Raw genomic sequence first — 14,305 nt, 5'->3', positions numbered from 1 at the left:
CGGGTCGTACCCCCACTTCTTGATCACACAGGAGATACACCATGGCGAAGCCGCCTGTGCGCAAGCCTAAGAAGAAGGTCTGCGCTTTCTGCAAGGACAAGGTCACGTACGTGGACTACAAGGACACGAACATGCTGCGGAAGTTCATTTCCGACCGCGGCAAGATCCGTGCCCGCCGCGTGACCGGCAACTGCACGCAGCACCAGCGTGACGTCGCCACGGCCGTGAAGAACAGCCGTGAGATGGCGCTGCTGCCCTACACGTCCACCGCGCGATAAGGGAAGGGTGACCGACTAATGAAGATCATCCTCACCCACGAGGTCTCCGGCCTCGGTGCCGCCGGCGAGGTCGTAGACGTCAAGGACGGCTACGCCCGCAACTACCTGATCCCGCGGAACTTCGCGATCCGCTGGACCAAGGGCGGCGAGAAGGACGTCGAGCAGATCCGTCGTGCTCGCAAGATCCACGAGATCGCGACGATCGAGCAGGCCAACGAGATCAAGGCGCAGCTCGAGGGCGTCAAGGTCCGCCTGGCCGTCCGCTCCGGCGAGGCCGGTCGCCTCTTCGGTTCCGTCACCCCGGCTGACGTCGCTTCGGCGATCGAGGCTGCCGGTGGCCCGAAGATCGACAAGCGCCGCGTCGAGCTGGGTTCGCCGATCAAGACGCTGGGCGCCCACGCGACGTCCGTGCGTCTGCACCCCGAGGTTGCCGCGAAGGTCAACGTCGAGGTCGTCTCTGCCTAAGCACTGCGCTTGGCTGGACTGAGTGAAGGGGCCGTACCCATGGGGTGCGGCCCCTTTCTCGTGGGTGCCCATGTTTCACGTGAAACCCCGCCGGTGTTTCACGTGAAACCGCGGCGGGGGCAGCGCGGGTCAGCGCGTGGCGCCCGTGACGATCCAGCGGCCGGAGCGGGAGCGCAGCCAGAGGGTCAGCATGCGTACCGTCATCATGAGGGTCATCGCTGCCCACAGGGTGGTCAGGCCGCCGCCGAGATACGGCACCAGCAGGGCGACCGGCGTGAATGCCGCGAGCGTGAGCAGCATCGCCCAGGCGAGATAGCGCCCGTCGCCGGCGCCCATCAGGACACCGTCCAGCACGAAGACGATGCCGCAGATCGGCTGCGCGAGCGCCACGACCACTAGAGCGGGCAGCGCAGTGTCCTGGACGGGGGCGTCGCCGGTGAAGAGGGGGATGAAGAGCGGCCGCGCGAGGACGACGAGCAGGCCGAGGCCGACGCCGGCCGCGATGCCCCACTGCACCATGCGTCGGCAGACGGCGCGGGCGCCTTCGGCGTCATTGGCCCCCAGGTAGCGGGCGATGATCGCCTGCCCGGCGATGGCGATGGCGTCCAGGGCGAAGGCCAGAAAATTCCACAGGGAGAGAATGATCTGGTGGGCGGCCACCTCGGCGTCACCCAGCCGTGCGGCCACCGCGGTCGCGATCATCAGGATGGCCCGCAGGGAGAGCGTGCGGACCAGGAGCGGGACGCCCGCTTGGGCGCAGGCCCGGATTCCGGCGGCGTCAGGGCGTAGCGAGGCTCCGTGGCGTCTGGCGCCGCGTACGACGACGAAGAGGTAGACCGCTGCCATGCCGCACTGGGCGATGACGGTGCCCCAGGCGGAGCCGGCGATGCCCTGGTCGGCGCCGTAGACCAGGCCGACGTTGAGGACGCCGTTGGCGACGAAGCCGCCGATGGCGACGTAGAGCGGGGTCCTGGTGTCCTGGAGGCCGCGCAGTACACCGGTGGCGGCGAGCACGACGAGCATGGCGGGGATGCCGAGCGAGGAGATCCGCAGATACGTGATCGCGTACCCTGCCGCCGCGTCCGAGGCTCCGAAGACCTCCACCAGTGCGGGCGCTGTGGGCAGGACGACGGCGATGACGGCGGCGCCGAGCAGCAGTGCGAGCCAGATCCCGTCCATGCCCTGCCGGATCGCGGCCGACAGGTCGTCGGCGCCGACCCGACGGGCCACGGCGGCGGTAGTGGCGTAGGCGAGGAAGACGAAGACGCTCACCGCGGTGGTGAGGAGGCCCGAGGCGACGCCGAGGCCGGCCAGCTGTGCTGTGCCGAGGTGACCCACGATGGCGCTGTCGGCCATGACGAAAAGGGGTTCGGCGACCAGTGCGCCGAAGGCGGGGACGGCGAGGGCGATGATCTCTCGGTCGTGCCTTCGACGGTCGGCCTTGGGCGCGGCGGAAGCCTGTGTCATGGGCACCAATCTAATCTTCCACAGGTAAGAGATGCAACTGGATTGTGACCCTTACTTGGACGGTCGCTGGACGCTCCTTGGCGCGCCGTTTGTCGTGATCTTGGTCCGCTGGGGAAAGTTTTTCTTCTGCACAGCCGGTGGATGGGAAAGGTGCAGGTCAGGGCCAGTGTCCGACGGCCGCTGAGGGCTTGTTCACAGGGCTGTCCACCGGGCCGTGCACAGGTTTGACGAGGTTCTCCACAGCATCGGGCCCGTCATCCACACCGCCTGTGGATAACCAGATTGGCTGACGGTGCCCGCGGGCCTACCGTGGTCCGGCGCCCGCCTCGTCGTACGACCTCGGAAACCCCCGAAAACCGACGCGTCAGAACCGGAGTTGGGCCCCCTGATTTGTCAGTGTCGTGCCGTAGAAAAAGGGGCACGGCGAGGTCCGCGCGGCGGACGGGAGGAGGTGGCCCGGTGAGTATCTCCGAGCCTTTGGACGACCCCTGGGCCGACAGCGGTCCCAGTGACCGTCTGCCCGTCTCCCGCCAGCGCCGCGACGGAGGCCGGAACCGCGACGAGCAGCATGAGCGCGGACGTGAGAGCGGTTGGGACGGCGGAGGCTCCTCCTTCGAACGCGTTCCGCCCCAGGACCTCGACGCCGAACAGTCGGTGCTCGGCGGCATGCTGCTCTCCAAGGACGCCATCGCCGACGTCGTCGAGGTCCTGAAGGGCCACGACTTCTACCGGCCCGCGCACGAGACGATCTACGCCTCGATCCTCGACCTGTACGCCAAGGGCGAGCCGGCCGACCCGATCACGGTCGCCGCCGAGCTCACCAAGCGCGGCGAGATCACCAAGGTCGGCGGTGCGTCGTATCTGCACACGCTGGTCCAGACGGTCCCGACCGCGGCGAACGCCGAGTACTACGCGGAGATCGTCCACGAGCGCGCGGTGCTGCGCCGCCTCGTCGAGGCCGGCACCCGCATCACCCAGATGGGATACGCGGCCGACGGCGACGTCGACGAGATCGTCAACAGCGCGCAGGCCGAGATCTACGCGGTCACCGAGCAGCGCACCACCGAGGACTACCTCCCGCTCGGCGACATCATGGAAGGCGCACTCGACGAGATCGAGGCGATCGGCTCGCGGTCCGGCGAGATGACCGGTGTGCCGACCGGCTTCACCGACCTCGACCAGCTCACCAACGGCCTGCACCCCGGCCAGATGATCATCATCGCGGCCCGCCCCGCGATGGGTAAGTCGACGCTGGCGCTGGACTTCGCGCGGGCCTGTTCGATCAAACACAACATGCCGAGCGTGATCTTCTCGCTCGAAATGGGGCGCAACGAGATCGCGATGCGTCTGCTCTCCGCCGAAGCGCGCGTGGCGCTGCACCACATGCGGTCCGGCACGATGACGGACGAGGACTGGACCCGGCTCGCCCGCCGCATGCCGGACGTCTCGGCCGCCCCCCTCTACATCGACGACTCCCCGAACCTGTCGATGATGGAGATCCGCGCCAAGTGCCGCCGCCTCAAGCAGCGCAACGACCTCAAGCTCGTCGTCATCGACTACCTCCAGCTGATGCAGTCCGGTGGTTCCAAGCGGGCCGAGAGCCGGCAGCAGGAAGTCTCGGACATGTCGCGAAACCTCAAGCTCCTGGCCAAGGAGCTGGAGCTGCCGGTGATCGCGCTCTCCCAGCTGAACCGCGGTCCCGAGCAGCGCACGGACAAGAAGCCCATGGTCTCCGACCTGCGTGAATCCGGCTCGATCGAGCAGGACGCGGACATGGTGATCCTGCTGCACCGCGAGGACGCGTACGAGAAGGAGTCGCCCCGCGCGGGTGAGGCGGACATCATCGTGGGCAAGCACCGTAACGGTCCGACGGCGACGATCACGGTCGCCTTCCAGGGCCACTACTCGCGCTTCGTGGACATGGCGCAGACCTGAGGCGAGGAGGACCGCGCTCCGTCAAGGGCAGGGCAGGCACTCGGCGAGCAGGTCGACGATGTCGTCCCAGGCACGCTGGGCATGCCGTTCGTGGTAGCCCACGCCGGGCAGCACGGTCTGGTCGACCGGCGGATGGTGGAAGGCGTGCAGCGCGCCCCCGTAGACCACCAGGCGCCAGTCGACGCCCGCGGCCTGCATCTCGGCCGTGAAGGCGTTCCGTTGTTCGGGCGGCATGATCGGGTCCTCGGACCCGACGCCGGCCCACACCGGGCAGCGAATGTGCGCCGCCTCGCCCGGTCGGCCTGTGGTCAGCGCGTTGACCGTCCCGATCGCGCGCAAGTCGACGCCGTCACGCCCGAGTTCCAGCGCGATGGCGCCTCCGGTTCCGTAGCCGATGGCGGCGATCCGGTCGGGGTCGGTCCGCAGCTCGGCGCGCAGTACGTCGAGTGCGGCGTGGCCGATGCCCCGCATCCGGTCGGGGTCGGCGAGCAGCGGGGTCGTGTGTGCCAGCATCTCCTGGGGGTCGGTGAACCAGCGACCGCCGTTGATGTCGAAGGCCAGCGCCACGTACCCCAGTTCGGCCAGGGCGTCGGCCCGGCGGCGCTGGAAGTCGTTCAAGCCCGGACCCTCGGGCCCGATCAGGACCGCGGGTCGGCGGTCGGCCCCGGCGGGGAGCGCGAGGTGTCCGATCATCGTGAGGCCGTCGGCGGGATACTCGACTGTTCGCGTGGTGACCGTCGTCATGTGGCTGGACTGTAGTGAGCGTCGGGCGCGGGCGGGCGGGTCTTCTCCGTGGGTGGAACGGCGGGGGCGGTGTGCTCCCGGTCGGCTCTCGGCGTGACGCTTGACCCTGCCCCAGAGGCAACCTTCCAGCATGGTCGGCATGACTACGAGAACAAGCGCGATCAAAGTCGCCGGACTGCGCAAGGCGTATGGGGACCGGGAAGTGGTCGCCGGCATCGATCTGACCGTCCCCGCGGGCACCGTCTACGCCTTGCTCGGGCCCAACGGCGCCGGCAAGACCACCACCGTCCGGGTCCTGTCCACGCTGCTTCCCGCGGACGCCGGCGAGGTGCGCGTCGCGGGACCGTCTGGCACTGCTTCAAAAGCATGAGCGGGACATCCGGACCAAGATCGACGATCTGAACGCCTGCCTGGAGATCGTCCACAGCAAGGTCACCACGTACGAACAGCACCTGTGCGACGGGACGGCGGCTGGGCTCTGGGCTCCGTCACCAGCGACTCCACCGGGCTGACCGATACGCGAACGACTCCCCCGAGCTGACCGACGATCGAATACGCTCGACGCACCGGTCGCGCCCAGGTGAACTGTTCCCATGACAACGCCCCAGGAAAAACTGCTCCCCACCACGCGCCGCACCCTCCTGCACCGCATCGCCACCGCGCAGGCGGACGGCCGGGCCCCCTCTCTGGTGGCCGCCGTGGCCCGCGACGGTGAGGTCGTGTGGAGCGGCGCCCGAAGCATGGTGGACGGGCACGCGCCGGACGAGAACGTCCAGTACCGCATCGGCTCGATCACCAAGACGTTCACCGCCGTCCTGGTGATGCGGCTGCGGGACGAGGGACTGCTGGATCTGCGGGACCCGCTGGAGAAGCACCTGCCGGGGACCGGTGCGGGGGAGGCCACGATCGCCGAACTCCTCGCCCACACCGGCGGACTGGCGGCCGAGACACCGGGGGAATGGTGGGAGCGCACGCCCGGGACGACGCGCCCGGAACTCGCCGATGTCCTCGGCGAGCAGCCCTTCCGGCACCCCGTCGGCCGTCGCTTCCACTACTCCAACCCCGGTTATACGTTGCTGGGTTCGCTGGTGGAGGCGGTGCGTGGCGCGCCCTGGGAGGACGTGCTGCGCCGCGAGGTGCTCGAACCGCTGGGACTGAACCGTACGAGCGCGCAGCCGCAGGCTCCGCACGCGGGCGGCTGGGCGGTGCATCCGTGGGCGGACGTGCTGATGCCGGAGCCTGTCGAGGATCTGGGGTTGATGGCTCCGGCTGGTCAGCTGTGGTCCACGACGGCGGATCTGGCGCGTTTCGCCTGCTTCCTCGCGCAGGGCGACGAGCGGGTCCTCGGCGCGGAGTCCGTACGGGAGATGCGGACCCCATCGGCACCGTCACAGCCGGAGAGCTGGGAGAGGTCGTACGGCCTGGGTCTGGACCTGTTGCGGTGGGAGGGTCTCAGCCTGGCGGGGCACACGGGGTCGCTGCCGGGCTTCATCGCCGGCCTGTGGGTGAGCGAGCAGGAGGGGGTGGCCGCGGTCGCGTTGGCCAACTGCACCTCCGGGCCGCTGGTGGCGACGCTGGCAGCGGACTTGGTGAAGGTCGTGGCCGAGGCGGAGCCGCGCATCCCCGAGCCGTGGCGGCCGCTCCCTGAAGTCGACGAGAAGGTTCTTGAGCTGACCGGCCCTTGGTACTGGGGGACCCAAGTGCTCGCGCTCCGCCTGTCGGCCGACGGCGGTGTCGAGATCGGCCCGCTGTCCGGTGCAGGGCGCCAGGCACGATTCCGTTCCAACGGCGACGGCACGTGGACGGGGCTTGACGGCTACTACGCGGGAGAGCTGCTGCGACCGGTGCGGCGAACGGACGGTTCGGTGAGCCATCTCGACCTGGGCTCGTTCGTCTTCACCCGTAAGCCGTACGACGAAGGGGCGCCGGTTCCGGGTGGTGTGGACCCGGAGGGTTGGCGCGGCTTCTGAGGGCAGATGTGAGGTAGGGCCCGGGGCAAAAGGGGGGGCATGTTTCACGTGAAACACGGCCCCCGCGCGAGGCATGTCTCACGTGAAACGCCCCCGGGCGAAACCACAGACGTACCTCGGCTCCCAGGATGCGAGGGTCACGAAGGCCGACAGGCGTCGCAGACGTCGCAGGGGTCGGGGACGTCTCAGAGCTGAAGCTTGAAGCCCAGATGCGATGCGGTGAACCCGAGCCGCTCGTAGAACCGGTGGGCATCGGTGCGTGTGGCGTCGGAGGTCAGCTGCACCAACTGGCAGCCCTCACGGCGTGATTCGTCGATGGCCCACTCGATGAACCGGGTGCCGAGCCCACTGCCGCGCTCGTCGGCGTGCACGCGTACGCCCTCGATGATCGAGCGCGTGGCGCCCTTCCGGGAGAGCCCCGGAACGATCGTGAGCTGAAGCGTGCCGACCACGCGCCCCTCCCGGACGGCGACGACCAGGCGCTGGTTCGGATCATCGGCCAGACGTTGGAACGCGGTGACGTACGGGGTCAGGTCGTCGGGCGACTCGCGCGTGGCACCCAGGGGGTCGTCGGCGAGCATGGCGACGATGGCGGGCAGGTCGTCGGCTATGGCCGGGCGTATTTCAAGATCTCCCATGGCCGCAGCCTATGCGGGCCGTCCTCGCCAGGAGCGTCAAGAGGAGGCTTTTCTTGAAGAGGGCGGGCAACTCTAGGCAGGCACGCGCAGCGTCTCGACGGCCTTGACCAGCGGGGCGAGCTCCGGATTCTGGCGGGCCTCGTCGAGCGCCTCGCGCAGTGCCTCGTCATTGGTGGGGCGCGCCTCATCGAGCAGTGCCATGCCGGCCTCGCTCACGTCCGTGTAGATGCCGCGCCGGTCGGTGGGGCACAGGTAGCGGGAGAGCAGCCCGCGGTCCTCCAGGCGGGTGACCAGGCGCGTGGTGGCGCTCTGGCTCAGGACCACGGCGTCCGCGACCTGCTTCATCTGCAGGTGGCCTCCCTCGCCGTCGTGCTGGCGGCTGAGGACGTCGAGCAGGGAGTACTCCCGCACGCTCAGCCCGTGCTTGGTCTGGAGAGCGCGCTCGATGTGGCTCTCGATCTGCCCGTGAAGCAGGGAGAGCGCGCACCACCCCTGGGCAAGTGCGGTGAGTGCGGGGTCCGTCGCTGTCATGGCTCCTGTATTCCTCCGTCCCGGAGTGGCTACGACCCAGGATAGTCCACGTGTGCAATAGCCAGCTCTTGCAGCTAACCCGCGTCTGCAATTATTGTGGACGCACGTTAAGCGCACCTGCAACCGTCTGGAAGGTAGTTCCATGCCTCTCGCGCTACTGGCCCTCGCGATCGGCGCCTTTGGAATCGGCACCACCGAGTTCGTGATCATGGGGCTGCTCCCCGAGGTCGCGGGTGACTTCGGCGTCTCCATCCCCACGGCCGGCTTCCTCGTCACCGGCTATGCCCTGGGCGTCGTCCTGGGCGCCCCCCTGATGACCGTCCTCGGCACCAAGATCTCGCGCAAGCGGATGCTGATGCTGCTGATGGGCCTGTTCATCGCGGGCAATCTGCTCTCCGCCGCCGCCCCCGTCTTCGGCGTGATGCTGGCAGGACGTGTCGTCGCATCGCTCGCCCACGGCGCCTTCTTCGGCATCGGTTCGGTCGTCGCGGCCGAACTGGTCGCCCCCGAGAAGAAGGCCGGCGCCATCGCCATGATGTTCACGGGTCTGACCGTCGCCAACGTGGTCGGCGTGCCGCTCGGCACCTTCGTCGGGCAGACGCTCGGCTGGCGCATGACGTTCGGCCTCGTCGCGGCGCTCGGCGTCATCGGCCTCGCGGGCATCGCCAAGCTCGTCCCGGACCTGCCCAAGCCCGAAGGCGTGCGGCTGCGCCACGAACTGGCGGCCTTCCGCAACGTACAGGTGCTGCTGGCCATGGCCATGACCGTCCTCGGCTTCGGCGGGGTCTTCGCCGCCGTCACCTACCTGGCGCCGATGATGACGGACGTCGCCGGTTACGCGGACTCCTCCGTCACCTGGCTGCTCGTCCTCTTCGGCCTCGGCATGGTCGCCGGCAACCTGATCGGCGGGAAGTTCGCGGACCGCGCGCTGATGCCGCTGCTCTACATCTCGCTGGGCGCCCTGGCCGTCGTGCTCGCCCTCTTCACACTCACCGCGCACAACAAGATCGCCGCAGCTGTGACCATCACGCTCATCGGCGCGCTGGGCTTCGCGACCGTACCGCCACTCCAGAAGCGTGTCCTCGACCAGGCATCCGGGGCTCCCACCCTCGCCTCGGCCGTCAATATCGGCGCCTTCAACCTCGGCAACGCCCTCTCGGCCTGGCTCGGCGGCATCGTCATCGCCGCCGGCCTCGGCTACACCGCACCGAACTGGGTGGGCGCAGTCCTCGCCGGGTCCGCCCTCGTGCTGGCCATCCTCTCGGCCGTACTGGAGCGCCGCTCCACAGCGGCCCCGAGCCTCGTCGTGACCGGAACGGCCCCCGTCGAGCGGGCCACCCCCGTCCACCACTGACCTTTCTTCCTCCCCTCCCCTCGCACCGCGCACCACAAGGAGAAGCACCGCATGAGCACCACCACCACTGCCGTCGCCCCGCTGACCATCGAGGACGCCGAAGCGCTCGTCACCGCGGCCCGCCGCGCCGCCGAGGCGGCCGACGTTACGGTCAGCGTCACCGTCCTCGACGCGGGTGGCCACCTCCTGGCCTTCCGGCGCGACGACCGGGCCGTGCTGATCTCCGGCGAGACCAGCACCCGCAAGGCGTACACCGCCCTGCAGCTGAACGCCCCGACCGCCGACCTCGTCGACGCCGTCCAGCCCGGCGGCCTCTTCCACACCCTGCCCACCGCCCTCGACCGGCCGCTGCTCTTCATCGCGGGCGGCCTGCCGGTCCACCGCGACGGCCGCCTGATCGGTGCGATCGGCGTCGGTGGCGGGGCCCCCGAGCAGGACCACGGCTTCGCGACGGCGGCCGTGGAGGCCCTCGCGTAATCCGCGCGCGGAAAGGCCCGCCCGCAAGCCCCGGAGCTTTCCGGGCACTTGGGGGCGGGCCTCTTCACGTCGTGGGCCGGGGCCGCTGGTGTCGTCCGCCGCGCTCCTCGGCTGTCAGCCGGCCGCCACCGTCAGCGGCGCGAAGCGGCGGGTCCAGTCGCCCGGCAGCTCCGGGATGCCGTGAGCCATCACCGCGTTGTAGGCGACCGGTTCGAGGCCGCTCTCCTTCACCCAGTTCAGCAACTCCTCGTGCCGTACGTCGATGTCGGTGCGCAGCGGCCGGTCGGTGTGCGCGCCGAGCGAGGTGATGAGCGCCTTCGCGGTCTCCGTGTCACGGGCGATGAGCGGGCCGACGACGTGGGTCTCCATGTTCGGCCATGCGCCCGCGTAACCGATGATCTCGCCATTGACCTCCGCCACCCGGAGCTGGTCGGTAAAGGCGGGCAGACGAGTGATCACATGGGTCCGGTCGTGCCCGAAGACCTCGGTGTCGAGCCGGAGGATGGCCGTCAGATCTTCCGCGGTGGCCGGGCGGGTGGCGATGCCGGGGGGCGGCCCGGACGGGGTGAGATGCCCGCGGACCATCTCGGCCCGTCCGATCATCTTGAAGCCGAGCTGTTCGTACAGGGGGCGGCCGTTCGGTGTCGCGTGGAGCGTCACCGGGACGGTGGCGGTCTCCTCCAGGGCGTACCGCATCAGCCGACGACCGATACCGCGGCGGGCGTACCGCTCGGCGACAAGGACCATGCCGATCGCCGCGAGGCCGGGCCGCTCGTGCGGGCCGTACCGGGTCACTACGTAGGCGCCGATGAGGCCGTCGCCGTCGGGATCGTCGATGCCGTAGCCCGTTCCGGCCGACAGCAGGAGGCCCCACTTGTGTTCCTCACGGGGCCAACCCCGGTCCTCGGAGAGATCGGCGCAGGACGTCAGATCGCGGGGGGTGAGTCGGCGGATGGGCAGTGCGGAGAGGGAAGGTGTCGACACTCGGGTCAGGCTGTCTGACGCACGTCCTCGGCGTCCACCCGTTTGTGGGCAGAAGCACGTTCCTTTTGGCCACGTTGCTTCTGGCCACGTCGGGTGAGCCCCCAGGGCTTGAGCACCGACAGGGCCGTCATGAACAGATAGGCGCCGAGCGAGACGAGTGGGCCGGCGATCAAGTCGGCCGTGTCGGTGATCGGGTCCCCGGCGGCCACGATGGCGGCCGACTCGGCGACGCCGGGGCGCAGGGCGAAGGCCGATGCGGCGGTGGTGGCCAGGGTGAGCCAGAACTTCGTGTAGACCCAGCGGTGTCTGGCGAGGCCCCACTGAGTGCCCAAGGACAGCACCAGCCCGCTCACCAGGGTGCTCAGGGCGAGCGGAAGCACCAGCCAGTCCGCGAAGACCTGCATCGAGCGGACGGCGGCCTCCACGGCTGCGGAGGAGTCCGTCGTGATCGCGGTGAGGGCGAGCGCGACGAGGCCGAGTGTGAGCCCGAGCCAGCAGGCTGCGCCGATGACATGGACAACCAGGGTGGCCCGACGTGCGGGGCGGCGAAGTTTCACGTGAAACACAGTGCCGACCAAAGCGGTGCCGGGGCGTCTGACAGCGGGAGTAACCGTGGGTACTAGCCTCGGCGTACATGGCACGACTGCACATCTTCGACCTGGACGGAACGCTGCTGCACGGCACGGCGGCGCCCGTCGAGATATCGCGGCAGCTCGGACTGGACGCGGAGATCGTGGCGCTGGAGCGGGACTTCGTCGCCGGGCGCATCGATTCACCGGAGTACGCGGCGCGCGTGCACTCCCTGTGGGCGGAACTCACGGATGCACACGTGACCGCCGCCTTCGAGGAGGCACCGTGGCTCTCCGGCATCCGGGAGACCTGGGCCGAGATCCGCGAACGCGGTGACTACTGCGCGGTGGTGTCGCTCTCGCCGTCCTTCTTCGTGGAACGGCTCGTCGGGTGGGGCGCGCACGCCGCGCATGGGTCGCGGTTTCCGGCCGTGCCCTTCACCGAGCCCGTCGAACCGGCGGGCATTCTCGACGCTGCGGCCAAGGTGAAGGTCGCGAACCGGCTCTGTGAAGAGTTCGGGGTACGCCGGAGCGATTGCGTCGCGTACGGGGACTCGCTCTCTGACCTGGAGCTCTTCGGTGTCGTACCGGTTTCCGTCGCGGTCAACGCGGACCCACGGCTGGTCGGCCTGGCCACCCACTCCTATGTGGGGCGCGATCTGCGTAAGGCGTACGAATTGGTGCGTCACGCCGACTAATAGAGGCAATGCGCAGGCGGATGCGTTGAATTACCGAGGAAGGGCAGGGGACTTGTATGTCGGGCGGCTGCCGGTATGGTCGACTCCGGTTCGTGCCGGGTGCTCTTCTTCGTGTCCCGGGGGTCACGCACGCAGGTCAATGAAGCCTAACGGGGTAGAGAGACCCAGAGCCGGTACTTCCAGTTTTGCGGCACACGTGGTCACGCCGAATGGGATGCTGCCGTGAGATGAGTGCGGCCAATGTCACATTCCGGACCTACTTGTCCGTAGGGTCCGGTAACCCGGGGTTCAATGTGGCCGGATCGGCCATCGAGGCAGAGCGGGGAAAGCAGGCGACTTCCGTCAGGAAGTGCACAGACCGACCGAGAGATGTTCGAGGCGAGGCACAGCATGGACGCTCCGACCACCACGTCGGCGGACGACGGCACTTCCGGCGGCGGGAGTGGCTGGTTCACGCCGCGCAGACCCCCGAGGCCGACTGAGGACAGTCAGCCGCAGCAGGCCGACGCCGACGGCGCGCGCCAGGGCCACGAGGGGCGCCGGCCCGCTTTCATACGTCCCTTGGGTCGGCCTGAGAGCCCCGCGGCGCCCACGGCGGAGGCTGTCGCTGTCGCTGAACGGGGCGAAGAGCTGCCGGAAGAGGCGGTGCACGACGCGACGGAAGAGGCGGTGAACGGGTCCGCGGGCGGGCGAATACCCGCCGCCGCTTCGACGGTCCGTGCGGATGCTCCCGCGAAGCGAGGCCCAGAGGGGGAGCGCGAGCCGGAGCCGGTGAGCACACAGCCGACCTCCCAGCAGCCGTCTCCTGCCCCGCAGCCAGCCGCCCCCCAGCCCACTCCGGGCCCCCGGGCCACTCCCGCCCCGCAGCCGACCGCGGAAACCGCAGCCCAGCCGCAGCCTCCCGTCGCCCTCCAAGAGGAGCCGCAGCCGCCCTCCGCCTTCCAGGACAAGCCGAAGCCGCCCCCGGCGACCCAGTCCGCGCCGCCGCCCGTGGCGAAGGCCGCGATGAAGCCGTCCCCCTCGGCGTCACCCGACGCCGCACTGGTACAGCGCACGATGGCCGAGATCGGCCCTGTCGCCGACCAGGTCACCTCGTACTTCTACGCGCTGCTCTTCACCCGTCACCCCGACCTGCGCCCGCTGTTCCCCGCGGCCATGGACACCCAGCGGGACCGCCTCCTCAAGGCGCTGCTGACGGCGGCGGAGCACATCGACCACACCGACGTACTCGTCTCGTACCTCAAGAACCTCGGACGCGGGCACCGCAAGTACGGCACCCGGCCCGAGCACTACCCCGCCGTCGGCGAGTGCCTGATCGGGTCGCTGAGCCGGTACGCGAGCGCGATCTGGGACGAGCAGACCGAGGCCGCCTGGGTCCGTACGTACACGACGATCTCCCAAGTCATGATCGACGCGGCGGCGGAGGACGAACTGCGGGCCCCCGCCTGGTGGTTCGCGGAGGTCGTGTCGCACGATCTGCGGACGCCGGACATAGCCGTGGTCACGGTCCGCCCGGACCAGCCGTACCCGTTCCTCGCCGGGCAGTACACCAGCCTGGAGACCCCCTGGTGGCCGCGGATCTGGCGGCACTACTCCTTCGCCTCGGCGCCCCGTTCCGACGGGCTGCTGTCCTTCCACGTCAAGGCTGTCCCGGCCGGCTGGGTCTCCAACGCCCTGGTGCACCACGCCCGCCCCGGTGACGTCCTGCGGCTGGGCCCGCCGGGAGGCTCGATGACCGTCGACCACACCACCGACAGCGGTCTCCTCTGTCTGGGCGGCGGCACGGGCATCGCGCCGATCAAGGCCTTGGTCGAGGATGTCGCCGAGCACGGCAGGCGGCGCCCGGTCGAGGTGTTCTACGGCGCCCGCACCGATCACGATCTGTACGACATCGACACGATGCTGCGGCTGCAACAGAGCCACCCCTGGCTCTCCGTCCGCCCGATCGTGGACCAGCGAGCCCAGCTGCCGGACGCCGTGCGCGAGTACGGCCCCTGGGACGAGTACGACGCCTATCTCTCGGGACCGCCCGGCATGATCCGCAGCGGCGTGGACGCGCTGCGAGACGCCGGCGTCCCCGAGGGCCGCATCCGCCACGACTCCGTGGAGGAACTGGTGCTGGCGGGAGAGTGACCGACGTCGGAGCGCCCGAGCCGGAGGGAAGCCCGGACGCGGGCGCTCAGGACAGCGAACCA

14 protein-coding genes and 1 pseudogene are annotated in these 14,305 nt (G+C 69.5%); 9 read left to right on the top strand and 6 right to left on the bottom strand.

Annotated elements, in window-relative coordinates; all coding sequences use genetic code 11:
• Nucleotides 1–41 precede the first annotated feature (41 nt).
• On the top strand, nucleotides 42–278 hold the full coding sequence (gene rpsR, locus J2N69_RS18420) for a 30S ribosomal protein S18 (protein ID WP_003949403.1): 237 nt from the start codon (nucleotides 42–44) through the stop codon (nucleotides 276–278).
• 18 nt (nucleotides 279–296) lie between these two features.
• Nucleotides 297–743, top strand: coding sequence for a 50S ribosomal protein L9 (gene rplI, locus J2N69_RS18415; RefSeq protein WP_127908734.1), 447 nt, complete (start codon nucleotides 297–299; stop codon nucleotides 741–743).
• Between the two features lie 129 nt (nucleotides 744–872).
• Here the strand turns inward: rplI and J2N69_RS18410 are convergent, their stop codons facing one another.
• The gene (locus J2N69_RS18410) at nucleotides 873–2,210 is read right to left on the bottom strand and encodes an MATE family efflux transporter (protein ID WP_230901758.1); all 1,338 of its coding nucleotides are present in this window, start codon (nucleotides 2,208–2,210) and stop codon (nucleotides 873–875) included.
• 459 nt (nucleotides 2,211–2,669) lie between these two features.
• On the opposite strand from J2N69_RS18410, the gene dnaB reads away from it, so the two are divergent.
• Complete coding sequence (gene dnaB, locus J2N69_RS18405) at nucleotides 2,670–4,145, top strand: replicative DNA helicase (RefSeq protein ID WP_127908736.1); 1,476 nt, start codon at nucleotides 2,670–2,672, stop codon at nucleotides 4,143–4,145.
• A 21-nt stretch (nucleotides 4,146–4,166) separates the two neighbouring features.
• Here the strand turns inward: dnaB and J2N69_RS18400 are convergent, their stop codons facing one another.
• Entirely contained in the window at nucleotides 4,167–4,889 is a 723-nt protein-coding gene (locus J2N69_RS18400; RefSeq protein WP_230901757.1) for a dienelactone hydrolase family protein, read from the bottom strand.
• A 139-nt stretch (nucleotides 4,890–5,028) separates the two neighbouring features.
• On the opposite strand from J2N69_RS18400, the pseudogene J2N69_RS18395 reads away from it, so the two are divergent.
• Together J2N69_RS18395 and J2N69_RS18390 are read left to right on the top strand one after the other, a co-directional pair.
• Nucleotides 5,029–5,232 (top strand): annotated as a pseudogene (locus tag J2N69_RS18395) (ATP-binding cassette domain-containing protein); the annotation flags it as partial.
• A gap of 250 nt (nucleotides 5,233–5,482) precedes the next feature.
• A complete protein-coding gene (locus J2N69_RS18390) occupies nucleotides 5,483–6,859 on the top strand; it encodes a serine hydrolase domain-containing protein (protein WP_230901756.1) in 1,377 nt (458 codons plus the stop codon).
• Between the two features lie 185 nt (nucleotides 6,860–7,044).
• Here J2N69_RS18390 and J2N69_RS18385 read toward each other — a convergent pair whose 3' ends face one another.
• Nucleotides 7,045–7,497, bottom strand: a complete 453-nt coding sequence (locus J2N69_RS18385; RefSeq protein WP_230901755.1) for a GNAT family N-acetyltransferase — start codon at nucleotides 7,495–7,497, stop codon at nucleotides 7,045–7,047.
• 72 nt (nucleotides 7,498–7,569) lie between these two features.
• Nucleotides 7,570–8,028, bottom strand: coding sequence for a MarR family winged helix-turn-helix transcriptional regulator (locus tag J2N69_RS18380; RefSeq protein ID WP_230901754.1), 459 nt, complete (start codon nucleotides 8,026–8,028; stop codon nucleotides 7,570–7,572).
• Nucleotides 8,029–8,170: 142 nt separating this feature from the next.
• Between J2N69_RS18380 and J2N69_RS18375 the strand changes: the two genes are divergently transcribed.
• Nucleotides 8,171–9,382, top strand: a complete 1,212-nt coding sequence (locus J2N69_RS18375; protein WP_230901753.1) for an MFS transporter — start codon at nucleotides 8,171–8,173, stop codon at nucleotides 9,380–9,382.
• Between the two features lie 51 nt (nucleotides 9,383–9,433).
• Nucleotides 9,434–9,859: a GlcG/HbpS family heme-binding protein gene (locus J2N69_RS18370; RefSeq protein WP_230901752.1), complete on the top strand. Its 426-nt coding sequence runs from the start codon at nucleotides 9,434–9,436 to the stop codon at nucleotides 9,857–9,859.
• 114 nt (nucleotides 9,860–9,973) lie between these two features.
• Here J2N69_RS18370 and J2N69_RS18365 read toward each other — a convergent pair whose 3' ends face one another.
• Both J2N69_RS18365 and J2N69_RS18360 read right to left on the bottom strand, forming a co-directional pair.
• On the bottom strand, nucleotides 9,974–10,843 hold the full coding sequence (locus J2N69_RS18365; RefSeq protein ID WP_230901751.1) for a GNAT family N-acetyltransferase: 870 nt from the start codon (nucleotides 10,841–10,843) through the stop codon (nucleotides 9,974–9,976).
• 5 nt (nucleotides 10,844–10,848) lie between these two features.
• Nucleotides 10,849–11,400: a DUF2269 domain-containing protein gene (locus tag J2N69_RS18360; protein ID WP_230901750.1), complete on the bottom strand. Its 552-nt coding sequence runs from the start codon at nucleotides 11,398–11,400 to the stop codon at nucleotides 10,849–10,851.
• Nucleotides 11,401–11,477: 77 nt separating this feature from the next.
• Between J2N69_RS18360 and J2N69_RS18355 the strand changes: the two genes are divergently transcribed.
• Complete coding sequence (locus tag J2N69_RS18355; protein ID WP_230901749.1) at nucleotides 11,478–12,110, top strand: HAD family hydrolase; 633 nt, start codon at nucleotides 11,478–11,480, stop codon at nucleotides 12,108–12,110.
• A 390-nt stretch (nucleotides 12,111–12,500) separates the two neighbouring features.
• Complete coding sequence (locus tag J2N69_RS18350; RefSeq protein ID WP_230901748.1) at nucleotides 12,501–14,243, top strand: globin domain-containing protein; 1,743 nt, start codon at nucleotides 12,501–12,503, stop codon at nucleotides 14,241–14,243.
• Nucleotides 14,244–14,305 lie beyond the last annotated feature (62 nt).

Source organism: Streptomyces huasconensis (genome assembly GCF_021028635.1).
Classification (GTDB): domain Bacteria; phylum Actinomycetota; class Actinomycetes; order Streptomycetales; family Streptomycetaceae; genus Streptomyces; species Streptomyces huasconensis.
Note: the sequence above shows the minus strand (reverse complement) of the source record. Positions and strands in the feature narration are given on the sequence as shown.

Coding starts and splice junctions, on each gene's coding strand:
- rpsR (WP_003949403.1), top strand. CDS start 42: ATGGCGAAGCCGCCTGTGCGCAAGCCTAAGAAGAAGGTCTGCGCTTTC.
- rplI (WP_127908734.1), top strand. CDS start 297: ATGAAGATCATCCTCACCCACGAGGTCTCCGGCCTCGGTGCCGCCGGC.
- J2N69_RS18410 (WP_230901758.1), bottom strand. CDS start 2,210: ATGACACAGGCTTCCGCCGCGCCCAAGGCCGACCGTCGAAGGCACGAC.
- J2N69_RS18400 (WP_230901757.1), bottom strand. CDS start 4,889: ATGACGACGGTCACCACGCGAACAGTCGAGTATCCCGCCGACGGCCTC.
- J2N69_RS18390 (WP_230901756.1), top strand. CDS start 5,483: ATGACAACGCCCCAGGAAAAACTGCTCCCCACCACGCGCCGCACCCTC.
- J2N69_RS18385 (WP_230901755.1), bottom strand. CDS start 7,497: ATGGGAGATCTTGAAATACGCCCGGCCATAGCCGACGACCTGCCCGCC.
- J2N69_RS18380 (WP_230901754.1), bottom strand. CDS start 8,028: ATGACAGCGACGGACCCCGCACTCACCGCACTTGCCCAGGGGTGGTGC.
- J2N69_RS18375 (WP_230901753.1), top strand. CDS start 8,171: ATGCCTCTCGCGCTACTGGCCCTCGCGATCGGCGCCTTTGGAATCGGC.
- J2N69_RS18370 (WP_230901752.1), top strand. CDS start 9,434: ATGAGCACCACCACCACTGCCGTCGCCCCGCTGACCATCGAGGACGCC.
- J2N69_RS18355 (WP_230901749.1), top strand. CDS start 11,478: ATGGCACGACTGCACATCTTCGACCTGGACGGAACGCTGCTGCACGGC.
- J2N69_RS18350 (WP_230901748.1), top strand. CDS start 12,501: ATGGACGCTCCGACCACCACGTCGGCGGACGACGGCACTTCCGGCGGC.